This is a genomic window from Streptomyces collinus (genome assembly GCF_031348265.1).
Lineage (GTDB): Bacteria > Actinomycetota > Actinomycetes > Streptomycetales > Streptomycetaceae > Streptomyces > Streptomyces collinus.
This window is the reverse complement of the sequence record NZ_CP133771.1, coordinates 4,760,587-4,772,486: the sequence shown is the minus strand read 5'-3', so window position 1 is coordinate 4,772,486 and position 11,900 is coordinate 4,760,587. Positions and strand designations below refer to the sequence as shown.

11 protein-coding genes are annotated in these 11,900 nt (G+C 71.6%); 5 read left to right on the top strand and 6 right to left on the bottom strand.

Annotated elements, in window-relative coordinates; genetic code table 11:
• Nucleotides 1-135: 135 nt before the first annotated feature.
• Entirely contained in the window at nt 136-1,995 is a 1,860-nt protein-coding gene (locus tag RFN52_RS21730) for a S9 family peptidase (RefSeq protein WP_184848236.1), read from the bottom strand.
• 102 nt (nt 1,996-2,097) lie between these two features.
• Between RFN52_RS21730 and RFN52_RS21725 the strand changes: the two genes are divergently transcribed.
• The 3 genes from RFN52_RS21725 to RFN52_RS21715 all read left to right on the top strand — a co-directional run bounded on the left by RFN52_RS21725 (nt 2,098) and on the right by RFN52_RS21715 (nt 4,263).
• Nucleotides 2,098-2,922: a class I SAM-dependent methyltransferase gene (locus RFN52_RS21725; protein ID WP_184848235.1), complete on the top strand. Its 825-nt coding sequence runs from the start codon at nt 2,098-2,100 to the stop codon at nt 2,920-2,922.
• Between the two features lie 83 nt (nt 2,923-3,005).
• Nucleotides 3,006-3,380: a nuclear transport factor 2 family protein gene (locus RFN52_RS21720; RefSeq protein WP_184848234.1), complete on the top strand. Its 375-nt coding sequence runs from the start codon at nt 3,006-3,008 to the stop codon at nt 3,378-3,380.
• 88 nt (nt 3,381-3,468) lie between these two features.
• Nucleotides 3,469-4,263 carry an SURF1 family protein gene (locus RFN52_RS21715; RefSeq protein WP_184848233.1) on the top strand — a complete coding sequence of 265 codons (795 nt, stop codon included), beginning with the start codon at nt 3,469-3,471 and terminating at the stop codon, nt 4,261-4,263.
• Between the two features lie 55 nt (nt 4,264-4,318).
• On the opposite strand, the gene RFN52_RS21710 is transcribed toward RFN52_RS21715, so the two are convergent.
• From RFN52_RS21710 to RFN52_RS21695, 4 genes are all read right to left on the bottom strand, one after another.
• Nucleotides 4,319-5,359 (bottom strand): hypothetical protein, encoded by a 1,041-nt coding sequence (locus tag RFN52_RS21710; RefSeq protein ID WP_184853984.1) that lies wholly within the window; start codon nt 5,357-5,359, stop codon nt 4,319-4,321.
• Nucleotides 5,360-5,487: 128 nt separating this feature from the next.
• Nucleotides 5,488-6,063 (bottom strand): SigE family RNA polymerase sigma factor, encoded by a 576-nt coding sequence (locus tag RFN52_RS21705; protein ID WP_184848232.1) that lies wholly within the window; start codon nt 6,061-6,063, stop codon nt 5,488-5,490.
• Between the two features lie 493 nt (nt 6,064-6,556).
• Nucleotides 6,557-7,666, bottom strand: a complete 1,110-nt coding sequence (locus tag RFN52_RS21700; RefSeq protein ID WP_184848231.1) for an aspartate-semialdehyde dehydrogenase — start codon at nt 7,664-7,666, stop codon at nt 6,557-6,559.
• On the bottom strand, nt 7,666-8,943 hold the full coding sequence (locus RFN52_RS21695) for an aspartate kinase (RefSeq protein ID WP_107456236.1): 1,278 nt from the start codon (nt 8,941-8,943) through the stop codon (nt 7,666-7,668). Before RFN52_RS21695 ends, RFN52_RS21700 begins: the two co-directional genes overlap by 1 nt.
• A gap of 234 nt (nt 8,944-9,177) precedes the next feature.
• On the opposite strand from RFN52_RS21695, the gene RFN52_RS21690 reads away from it, so the two are divergent.
• Entirely contained in the window at nt 9,178-9,882 is a 705-nt protein-coding gene (locus RFN52_RS21690) for a response regulator transcription factor (RefSeq protein WP_184848230.1), read from the top strand.
• Nucleotides 9,879-11,237, top strand: a complete 1,359-nt coding sequence (locus RFN52_RS21685) for a sensor histidine kinase (protein WP_184848229.1) — start codon at nt 9,879-9,881, stop codon at nt 11,235-11,237. Before RFN52_RS21690 ends, RFN52_RS21685 begins: the two co-directional genes overlap by 4 nt.
• A gap of 6 nt (nt 11,238-11,243) precedes the next feature.
• On the opposite strand, the gene RFN52_RS21680 is transcribed toward RFN52_RS21685, so the two are convergent.
• On the bottom strand, nt 11,244-11,771 hold the full coding sequence (locus tag RFN52_RS21680; protein WP_184848228.1) for an SgcJ/EcaC family oxidoreductase: 528 nt from the start codon (nt 11,769-11,771) through the stop codon (nt 11,244-11,246).
• Nucleotides 11,772-11,900: the final 129 nt, after the last annotated feature.

Sequence of the window (11,900 nt, the reverse complement as noted above, 5' to 3'; positions counted from 1 at the left end):
ACGCCCGCAGGGGCCGGCGCGAAACACCCGCAGGGGCCGAACGCCCCATGGGCGCGAAGCCTCCCAAGGGGCGCTGGGAACTGCGCGATCGGACACACCCCGCCCGCAGCCGCCGGACCACCCCCGCCTCCTGCACTACTGGGCGCCCGGCACCCCCTTGAGGTGCCTCTCCGCGAACTCCAGCTCCAGCCGCACCTGCTTGATCCGCTCGTCCACCACCAGCGACCCGTGCCCGGCGTCGTAGCGGTACACCTCGTGGACCGCGCCTCGGGCCTCCAGGCGCTTGACGTAGTTCTCGATCTGCCGGATCGGGCAACGGGGGTCGTTGACGCCGGCCGAGATGTAGACCGGGGCCTTGACCCGGTCTACGTAGGTGAGGGGGGACGAGGCCTCGAAGCGGTCGGGGACCTCCTCCGGCGTGCCGCCCAGGAGCGTGCGGTCCATCGCCTTCAGCGCTTCCATCTCGTCGTGGTACGCCGTGACGTAGTCGGCGACGGGCACCGCCGCGATGCCCAGGGTCCACGCGTCGGGCTGGACGCCGAGGCCGAGCAGGGTGAGATAGCCGCCCCAGGAGCCGCCGGTGAGGATCAGGCGCTCGGGATCGGCGAGGCCGGAGGTGACGGCCCACTCGCGGACCGCGGCGATGTCCTCCAGCTCGATGAGACCGACACGGTGCTTCAGGGCGTCCGTCCAGGCCCGGCCGTAACCCGTGGAACCGCGGTAGTTGACACGGATCACCGCGTAGCCGTGGTCGACCCAGGCCGCGGGGCCCGCCGCGAAGGAGTCGCTGTCGTGCCAGGTGGGGCCGCCGTGGATGTCGAAGACCGTGGGGAACGGGCCCGTTGCGCCCTGCGGCTTCTGGACGAGGGCGTGGATGCGGCCTCCGGGGCCCTCCACCCACACGTCCTCCACCGGCACCGAGCCGGGCGACTTCATGCCGGGCGGGTCGAGCACGACACCGCCGGTCGTGGAGCGCACCGCCGACGGCTCGGCCGACGAGGACCACAGGAACTCCACGCTGCCGTCGGGCCGGGCCGTCGCTCCGGACACCGTGCCCTTCGGGGTCGGGATCTCCGAGAGGGTGCGGCCGGCCAGGTCGTAGCGGAACAGCTCGCTGCGGGCCTCGAAGCTGTGCGCGATGAGCAGGCCGCTGCCGTCCGGGTACCACTCGGCGCTGACGTCGCCCGGCAGCTCCAGCGCCAGGTCCGTCTCCTCGCCGGTGGCCACGTCCCACACCAGGGGCTCCCAGCGGCCGCGGCGCTGGTGGCCGATGAGCAGACGCGTGTCACCGTCGACGGGAGCGAAGCCGAGGACCTCCAGGCCCAGCTCCCGGGTACCGCCCTCGGTGTCGTCGAGGTCGGCGACCGCGGTGCCGTCGGGGCGCAGGACGCGCAGCGCGGAGTGCATCGCGTCGCCGTGCTCGGTGTGCTCGACGGCGATGAGCGAACCGTCGTGGGAGAGGTCGCCGACGCCGGCCGATTCGCGGTGGCGGTAGATCTGCACCGGTTCCTCGCCGGTGCGCACCAGGTGGATGGTCGTGCCGTCCTCGTCCGTGGAGCGGCCCACGACCGCCGTGCGCCCGTCACGGCCGAGGGCGAGGCCGGCCGGGTAGGAGGCCTCCAGGCCCTCGGCGGCCGGTTCGTCCGCGCCGCCCGCGAAGGGCTGGCGGCGCCACACGCCGAACTCGTCGCCGTCCTTGTCGTCGAACCACCAGATCCACGCGCCGTCCGGGGACAGCACGCCGTCCGTCGTGCCGTTCGGCCGGTCCGTCACCTGGCGCTGCTCGCCCGTCGACCGGTCCCAGGCGTACAGCTCGTACGTCCCGGTCGCGTTCGAGACGAACAGGGAGCGGTCCGGCGCGTCCTCCGCCCAGTCGGGCAGGGACACCCGGGGCGCCCGAAAGCGCTTCTCCCAGTCCGGCATCCGCTCCTGCCGTCCCGCCTGTACCGCTTGCTCGTGCTGGTCCCGCGCGGCGGACCCGTTGCTCTCAGTCATGGCCCCATACTGCCCGCCCCGGCCGACAATTCGCTGGCGAGGTCCCCAGCCTGTGGATAACCTCCACCGGTCCCCCCTCCGAGCAGGTCAGGAGTCGCACTCTTGTACTCCCCCACACCGGCCGACTGGAACGAGGCCAACCGCGCCCACTGGGATGAGCGGGTGCCGCTGCACGTGGCCGGTGATTTCTACGATCTGGACGCCTTCCGGGCCGGTCAGGACCCGCTGCGCGACTTCGAGCTCGCCGAGGTCGGCGACGTCGGCAACCGCTCTCTGCTGCACCTTCAGTGCCACATCGGCCTCGACACGCTGTCCTGGGCCCGGCACGGCGCCGCCCGCGTCGTCGGTCTCGACTTCTCCGAACCCGCCGTCGACCTGGCCCGCGGGCTGGCACGCGACCTCGGCCTCGGCCCGGACCGGGCGGCGTTCGTCGCGGCGGACGTGTACGACGCGGCGGCCGCGGTGCCGGACCCGTCGTACGACATCGTGTACACCGGCGTCGGCGCGCTGTGCTGGCTGCCCGACATCGGGCGCTGGGCGGAGACCGTCGCGGCGCTCGTGGCCCCGGGCGGATTCCTCTACCTCTTGGAGTTCCACCCGCTCACCGACGTCCTCGACGACGAGACCGGTTCGCGGATCACGCACGACTACTTCGCCCGGGACGCCTGGGTCGAGGAGAGCGCGGGGTCGTACGCGGCCGAGGGCGCCGAGTTCACGCACGGCCGGCGGGTCGAGTGGCAGCATCCGGTCGGCGAGGTCGTCTCGGCGCTCGCGGCGGCCGGGCTGCGGATCGAGTTCCTGCACGAGCACGACGTGTCGCTGTTCCGGCGGTTCGGGAGCTTCGAGCAGCGGGACGGCTACTTCCGCTTTCCGGCGGGCCGGCCGCGGATACCGCTGATGTACTCGATCCGAGCCCGCAAGGACTGAGCCCACTGAGCCCACTGAGCCCTGACCGGGGTGTTCGCGCAGGTCAGGGCCGATTGTCAGTGGAGGCGTGCAGACTTTTGGGCATGACCGATCTGCGCAAGGCCGTCGAGAGGTTCTGGGCCGCCGCCGAGGCCCGGGACTGGGCCGCGTTCGCCGATACCCTGTCCGAGGACGTCGTCTACACCCTGCCCCAGACGCGTGAGCTGATCAGCGGCCGGGAGCGGTATGTCCGGTTCAACCGCGAGTATCCGGGCGACTGGCACCTGAGAGTCGAGCGCGTCGTCGCCGAGCCCGGACAGGTCGTCACCTGGACCCACTTCACCGTGGGGCCGGAGGAGATGGACGCCATCTCCTTCTTCACCGGGGACGGAGCGGGCCGGATATCCGTGATCACCGACTTCTGGCCCGAGCCGTACGAGCCCCCGGTGGGCCGGGAGCACCTGGCCGAGCGGTACTGAGCGGCCGGCGTCCGGAACCGCCCGCCGCCCCCGCCCCGTTGCCGACCCCGCAGCCTGTCCCTGCCCGGCACCCCCGTACCGTGGGGGTGTGTACCGGTTTCTGCTGACGCCCCGATGGTGGGGGATCAACGTCTTCGTGCTGCTGTCCATCCCCTTCTGCATTTTCATGGGGTCCTGGCAGCTGGGCCGGTTCGAGGACCGGGTGCAGGACCATCGCACCGCGACCGAGCAGGTCACCGAGGCCAAGAGCGAGGCGCCCCGTCCCCTCAAGGACATGCTGCCGGTGACCAAGGCCACGTCCGGCAAGCTGGTCACCGCGAGCGGGCGGTACGCCAAGCAGCTCCTGGTGCCCGGGCGCGAGCTCGACGGCAGGCAGGGCTTCTACGTGCTGGCCCTGCTGCGGACCGGCTCGGGCGAGGCGCTGCCGGTGGTGCGGGGTTGGCTGCCCGGGACCGCTGGGACGGCACGGGTTCCCGTCCCGCCGGCCGGTGAGGTCACCGTCACCGGGGCGCTACAGGCGTCGGAGACACCGGGGGACAACGGCGTCAGTGCGCAGGGCGGGCTGCCGGCCGGGCAGACGGCGGCGATCAGCGCGGCGTCCCTGGTGAACCTGGTGCCGTACGACGTGTACGACGCGTGGGTCACACTGTCGAAGGGTGACGCGGGGATGAAGGCGGTGCCGGCCGCCGCGCCGCCGGACTCGGGGCTGGACCTCAAGGCCTTCCAGAACCTGGGCTACACCGCCGAGTGGTTCGCCTTCGTCGGGTTCGTGATCTTCATGTGGTTCCGGCTGCTGCGGCGCGAGGTGGAGTCCGTGCGGGATGCGGAGCTGGGGCTGGTGACGGGTGAGGAGCCCGTCGCCGTGGACGCCGCCGTGAAGTGAGGGGCGTCCGCGCCGGGCCGGGTGGCCCGCAGCCCCGGAGGGGCTGCGCCCTCGCCTACGCCCCTGCCAGCACGCCCGTCCAGTACACCGTGCCCGCGCACGCGTTGGACACCGTCACCGAGGTGGCGCCCGAGCCCGTGCCCGGCGTGTAGGTCACCGCCACGCTGCCGTCGACCGTGCCGTCCTCCCTGGCCAGCTGCGGGGCCGCGCCCGTGTCGCCGCCGGTGGAGGTGCCGGCCGTGGTCGCCGGGTCCTCCGTCGGGGTCGGATCGGGGCTGGGGTCCGGACCGCCGACGCTGCCGCCGGGGGTGGGGCAGGTCTCGGAGGGGACCCACGCGAACTTCACGTCGTAGCCGATGCCCGGCTGAAGCACCAGCTGGGCGGCCTCCAGCGACGGGTCGGGCAGCAGCCCTGCCGCCGCGTCGCCCGCGGTGTGGCGGGCCGAGCCGACCTTGCTCATGTCGGCGGCGCCCTGCGGCAGCGCGCTCACCGAGCCGGGGCCGGTGACCGTGCAGGCCGCGCCGGAGACGTTGGTGACGCGGAAGGAGCCGGAGACCGCGCCCGTGGAGTCGGGGGCGCCCGCGCTTCCGGAGGCGGGGCCCAGCTGGGCCGCGGTGCACGCCTGGATACCGGCGGCGGCGGTGGAGGAAGGGTCGGTACCGCCCTGGGACGCGCCGGTGGAGGCGCCGGACCCCTTGCCCTCGTCCTTCTCCTTCTTCTCGCCCTTCTCCTTGCTCTCGGTCTTGCCGGAGGAGCCGCCCGCGGTGCTCTCGCCGCCGTCCGGGCCCTTCCCCTCGCCCGAGCCGCCTTGCGTCTCGGAGGCGTGGCCGATGGCGGACGGGTTGGCGTCGGAGCCGGTGGCGTTGGAGACGTGCACCAGGGCGGGGATGGCGGTGCCGATGAAGAGCGCGGCGGCGGCCATGCCGACGACGGCCTGCCGCTTGCGGGTCCGCCGCTGGGGCACCGCCTTGCGCAGGTACTCCAGGGTGCCGTCGCGCGGCTCCACCTCCTGCACCACCTGGTGCAGCATCGTGCGCAGGTCCAGCTCGTCCGAGTCGAACCCGTCGGGGCTCTGGTCGTCGGGGCCGTGGTTCACAGTTCCGTTCCCAGCGTGCGATTGCTTCGGATCTTGCCCGTGCAGCCGTGACGGCGTCCGCCACTCGTCGAGGCGCTCGGCGGGCTCGGGGCCCTCGCGCCCGTTGCCGCCCGTGCCGTTGCGGTCACTCATGCCGGCGCCTCCATGGCGATCCGGAGCGCCGCGATGCCGCGCGAGCCGTACGCCTTGACCGAGCCCAGCGATATGCCGAGGGTCTCGGCGACCTGCGCCTCGGTCATGTCCGCGAAGTAGCGCAGCACCAGCACCTCGCGCTGGCGGCGCTGCAGCCCCTTCATCGCCTTGATGAGCGAGTCGCGCTCCAGCTGGTCGTAGGCACCTTCCTCGGCGCTGGCCATGTCGGGCATGGGCTTCGACAGCAGCTTCAGGCCGAGTATGCGGCGGCGCAGCGCGGAACGCGAGAGGTTGACGACGGTCTGGCGCAGGTACGCCAGCGTCTTCTCGGGGTCGCGGACCCGCTTGCGGGCGGAGTGGACACGGATGAAGGCCTCCTGGACTACGTCCTCGCAGGAGGCGGTGTCGTCGAGGAGGAGGGCGGCGAGACCCAGCAGCGAGCGGTAGTGCGCGCGGTAGGTCTCGGTGAGGTGGTCGACGGAGGTGCCGGCCGCTACGCCGTCCTCTGCGCCGTCACGCTGACTGGGTATGCGGGCCGGCCGCGCTGCGGGCACGGGCGCGATCACCGGCATGCCACCGGGCGTACCGGCCATGCGGGGTCGTAGAGCCGCCGGACGGGGCGGTCGAAGGACCGTGCCGCGTGCCGCGCTGAAGTCGAGTACCTCTGCCACGCCTGTTGGACACGCTGACCCCTGTCAGGGTTGTACGTGCCGGGCATCACTTTCACGCCGACCGTCGCCGACGGTCTACCCGCGTCAGGCAGCACAACCGATAGTGCATCAAATGCCCTCATGCGTCCCGCTCTTCCCCTATGTCCAAATGTGAACGGACGTCCCCACGCCCGGTTCCAGGCGTCCCCACGCCTGATGAAGCGCTCCCACGACCGAAGGGCGACCGCAAAGACGCTCCCCGCCCTCCGCACGGTTGCGGAGGACGGGGAGGTAAATCCTCTGATGCCGAAGCGCCATGGACAAGTGGTCCGGACCATCGACCGGCTCACATGTCGTGCACAGATCCTACAAACCGCCTATGACATCGGCCGGGGTGTTTTGACGCGGCGAAACTTCACGAAAACCGATCGGTGACCGGCCGGGGCAGCTCGGCGGCGACCAGCTCGGCGATCTGCGCGGTGTTGAGCGCGGAGCCCTTGCGGAGATTGTCCCCGCAGACGAACAGTTCGAGCGCCGTCGGGTCGTCCAGCGCCCGACGGACCCGCCCGACCCACGTCGGGTCGGTGCCGACCACGTCGGCCGGCGTCGGGAACTCCCCCGCGGCCGGGTTGTCGAACAGCACGACACCGGGCGCCGTGGCGAGGATCTCGCGGGCCTTGTCGACGGTGACCTCGCCCTCGAAGCGGGCGTGCACGGTCAGGGAGTGCGTGGTGATCACCGGCACCCGGACACAGGTGACGGCCACGGGGAGGCCCGGCAGGCCGAGGATCTTGCGGGACTCGTCCCGTACCTTCAGCTCCTCCGACGACCAGCCGTCCTCGCACGCCGAACCCGTCCAGGGCACGACGTTCAGCGCGACCGGCTCCGGGAACGGCCCGGTGTGGTCCCCGACGGCCCGCCGTACGTCGCCGGGGTTGGTCCCCAGCTCCGTGCCGGCGACCAGGGACAGCTGCTGCCGCAGCGTCGCCACGCCCTCGCGCCCGGCGCCGCTGACGGCCTGGTACGAGGAGGCGACCAGCTCGCGCAGCCCGAACTCGGCGTGCAGCGCGCCCAGGGCCACGATCATGGAGAGCGTCGTGCAGCTGGGGTTGGCGATGATCCCGCGCGGGCGCATCCGCACGGCGTGCGGGTTGACCTCGGGCACGACGAGCGGCACGTCCGGGTCCATCCGGAACACGCCGGAGTTGTCGACCACCACCGCGCCCTTGGCCGCGGCGATGGGCGCCCACCGCCCGGCGACCTCGTCGGGGACGTCGAACATGGCGACGTCGACCCCGTCGAAGGCCTCCTCCGTGAGCGCGAGGACCTCGGTCTCCTCGCCGCGCACGGTCAGCTTGCGGCCCGCCGAGCGCGGGGAGGCGATCAGCCGGATCTCGCCCCAGACGTCCGCCCGCTGGGACAGGATCCGGAGCATGACCGTGCCGACGGCTCCGGTCGCCCCCACCACGGCAAGCGTCGGACGCCCGGACCGTACGGTCCGGGCGTCCTGTCGGAGATCGGCCATCAGCGGCCGGTGCCCCCGTAGACGACGGCCTCGTCGCTGTCGGAGTCGAGCCCGAACGCGGAGTGCACCGCACGGACGGCCTCGGGCACGTCGTCGGCGCGGGTGACGACCGAGATGCGGATCTCGGAGGTCGAGATCAGCTCGATGTTCACGCCCGCGTCGGACAGGGCCGTGAAGAAGTCGGCCGTGACACCCGGGTTGGTCTTCATGCCGGCGCCGACCAGGGAGATCTTGCCGATCTGGTCGTCGTAGCGCAGCGAGTCGAAGCCGATGCCGGCCTTGTTCTTCTCCAGCGCGTCGATGGCCTTGCGGCCCTCGGTCTTCGGCAGCGTGAAGGAGATGTCCGTCAGGCCCGTGGAGGCGGCGGACACGTTCTGCACGACCATGTCGATGTTGATCTCGGCGTCGGCGATCGTGCGGAAGATCGAGGCCGCCTCGCCCGGCTTGTCCGGCACGCCGACGACCGTGACCTTGGCCTCGGAGGTGTCGTGCGCGACACCGGAGATGAGAGCCTGCTCCACCTGCTTTTCCCCTTGCTTGATCGGCTCGCTGCTGACCCAGGTCCCCTGGAGTCCGCTGAAGCTGGACCGGACGTGGATCGGGATGTTGTACCGGCGGGCGTACTCCACACAGCGGTGGAGCAGCACCTTCGACCCGGACGCCGCCAGTTCGAGCATGTCCTCGAAGGAGATCCAGTCGATCTTCCGGGCCTTCTTCACCACGCGCGGGTCGGCGGTGAACACGCCGTCGACGTCGGTGTAGATCTCGCACACGTCGGCGTCGAGGGCGGCCGCGAGAGCCACCGCCGTGGTGTCGGAGCCGCCGCGGCCGAGGGTGGTGATGTCCTTGGTGTCCTGGGAGACGCCCTGGAAACCGGCCACGATCGCGATGTTGCCCTCGTCCACCGAGGTCTTGATCCGGCCCGGCGTGACGTCGATGATCCGGGCCTTGTTGTGGACCGAGTCGGTGATGACACCCGCCTGGCTGCCGGTGAACGACTGGGCCTCGTGGCCCAGCTTTTTGATCGCCATGGCCAGCAGGGCCATGGAGATCCGCTCTCCGGCGGTCAGCAGCATGTCGAGCTCGCGCCCGGCAGGCATCGGGGAAACCTGCTCGGCGAGATCGATCAGCTCGTCCGTCGTGTCGCCCATCGCGGAAACCACGGCAACCACCTGGTTGCCGTTCTGCTTCGCTTCCACGATCCGCTTGGCGACGCGCTTGATGCCCTCGGCATCGGCTACGGAGGAGCCTCCGTACTTCTGCACGACAAGGCCCACGTGCGCTCCTCGCTCAATCCGTCTCTATCCGCTCATACGCATTCGTACCGCGGTCGGCTCAGTCTAACGAGCGTCCGAAAAACCCCTCCGCGATATCGCATGGTGAGATCTCGGGCCGCCCGTCCAGAGTCGCTCATGCCCATCTGGGCACCGGCCACTCGGGAAAGTGCCCGGCGTCACAATCGCACGAGCCTCGGTCCCGGTCACACAACTTTCAAGCACTAGGGTTCGGCTGTGCGCGTACTCCTGGTGGAAGACGATGAACCGGTCGCCGAGTCCCTGCGCCGTGGCCTCAGGCGCTACGGCTTCGAGGTCGAGTGGGTCACCACGGGCGGGGCGGCCCTCGCACACGAGGGTCCCTACGACGTCGTCCTGCTCGACCTCGGCCTGCCGGACACCGACGGCCTCGACGTCTGCAAGGCGCTGCGCGAGCGCGGCGACGTCCCGATCATCGTGATCAGCGCCCGCAGCGACGAGACGGACCGGGTGGTCGGCCTGGAGCTGGGCGCGGACGACTACGTCTCCAAGCCGTTCGGCGTCCGGGAGGTCATCGCCCGGATAAGGGCCGTCATGCGCCGCACGCGGCCCCAGCCCCCCGCGGGCACGCCCGACGCCGGCCCCGACCGCTACGGCACCCGCCTGACGATCGACCGCAAGGCCGCCCGGGTGCGCCTGGACGGCGAGGAGGTCGCCCTCGCGCCCAAGGAGTACGACCTGCTGGCCTTCCTCACCGAGGAGCCCGGGGCGCTGATGTCGCGCGAGCAGATCATGGAAGCCGTCTGGGACGCGAACTGGTTCGGCCCGACGAAGACGCTGGACGTGCACGTGGCGGCGCTGCGGCGCAAGCTCGCGGGCGCGATCGCCATCGAGGCGGTGCGCGGGGTCGGCTTCCGGCTGGAGATCGCGAAGGACACCGGCGGGGACGGCACCGCCTCATGATCCGCCAGCTCGTCCGCAGCTACGTCCTGCTCGTCGCGGTCGCCATCGCGCTGTTCACCGTGCCGGTGGCGTTCACGCTCACGGACCAGCTGCGGGACGACACCAGGTCGTCCGTCCTGCGCGAGGCCGACGCCATGGCCCTGCTGCTGGGCGACGGCCGGGCCGCCTCCTGCCGGGCGCTGGAGGAGATGGCCAAGGCCTACGACGACGAGATCCAGGTGACCCGCACCGCGAGCTGCCCGGCGGACCTGCCGCGGCCGACGGCGGACACCGCCCTGGCCAGGGCGTTGAAGGAGGGCGGGTCCACGACCGACTGGGGCTCCTCCTTCATCTGGGGCCCGGAACTGCAGATCACGGTGCCGGCCCGCGCGGCCGGCACGGACCGGGTCGTCGGCGCCGTGCGCATCCTGTACTCGACCGACGAGATGACCAGCCGGCTGTGGCAGATCTGGGGCTTCCGGGCGGTCCTCGCCGTGCTCGTCCTCGGAGTGGCCGCCCTGCTCGGCGTCGCGGTGGCCCGGCGCCTCACCCGGCCGCTGCGCCAGCTCAACGACATGGCCAGCAAGTTCAGCGACGGCGATCTGACGGCCCGCTCCCCCGTGACGGGCCCGCCCGAGACCCAGACCCTGGCGCGCACCCTCAACCAGGGCGCCGAACGCCTGGACACCCTGATCGCGGCCCAGCGCATCTTCGTCGCGGACGCCTCCCACCAACTGCGCACCCCGCTCACGGCGTTGCGGCTGTCCCTGGACAACATCGCGGACGGCGTCGACGACGAGTTCGTCCGGGAGGACGTGGAGCAGGCCACGGCGGAGGTCGTGCGGATGAGCCGGCTGGTCAGCGGGCTGCTGGTGCTGGCCCGGGCCGAGGCGAAGGTGACGGCGGCCGAGCCGCTCCCGCTGATGGACATCGTGCGGGAGCGGCTCGCCGTGTGGAGGCCGGCCGCCGACGAGCGCGGAGTCACCATCGCGCTCAGGGGGAGTACCGACGGCCGGCCGTCTGTGCTGGCCAGCTCCGGTCATCTGGACCAGATGCTGGACAACGTGCTCTCGAACGCCCTGGAGGTCTCGCCCGACGGCGGGACGATCACCGTGCGGGTGGAGCCCCGGGGCGATGTGGTGGGGGTGTCGGTCCTGGACGAGGGGCCCGGCATGTCGGACGCCGAGAAGTCCCGTGCCTTCGACCGTTTCTGGCGCGGCCAGGGCCTGACCGGGAAGTCCGGCTCCGGCCTCGGTCTCGCCGTCGTCAGGCAACTGGCGACGGACGACGGCGGGACCGTGGCGCTGACGGACGCTCCCGGCGGCGGCCTGTGCGTGACGATCACGCTACGGGCGTCCCACCGGAGCGGCGGCTGACCCGGCTCAGCCCTGCGGCATCTTCGAGGAGTGGTGGTTCACGATCAGCCACTTCCCGTTCGGCTGCTTCTCGTAGGCGTAGGTGTAGCGGGCCTTGACGGTGCTCTTCGCGCCCGTGTCGTGGTCGGTGAGCTCGAAGGCGTACACGCCGGTGTCGATGACGGTGTCGCGGTCGAGGACGTTGACGACGGACTCGATCTTCGTGCCCTGCGGCTTGTTCTGCAGGAAGTGCTCGAAGTAGTCGACGATGCCGGCTCTGTCCGTGCGGACCTGGTTGGAGACCGTCGGCAGCAGGACCGCGTCCTTCGCGTACAGGTCGGCGACCTTCTTCGGGTCGCCGGTCTGCAGCGCGGCGTTCCACTGGTCGAACAGCGCGAGCACCTGCGTCCTGGTCACCGGCTTGGCGTGCTTGCCGCCCTTGCTCGCGGGGGCTGCTCCGGCGACCCCGGCACCGAGGGCGAAGGTGCCCGCGGCCAGGACTGCGGTGGCAGTGGCGGCTGCGGCTATGCGCCGGCGGGCGGGGCGACGGTCCATGACATCTCCGTGGGATCGAGGGGAGTCGGCTTGCCTCCGCGTTCTCCGCGGTGGAAGTGACTCCAGCCTCGCGTTTCACCGGTTAGGGGCCGTACAGCGCGCGTCCAGGGCCCGTACAAGGAGCCGCCA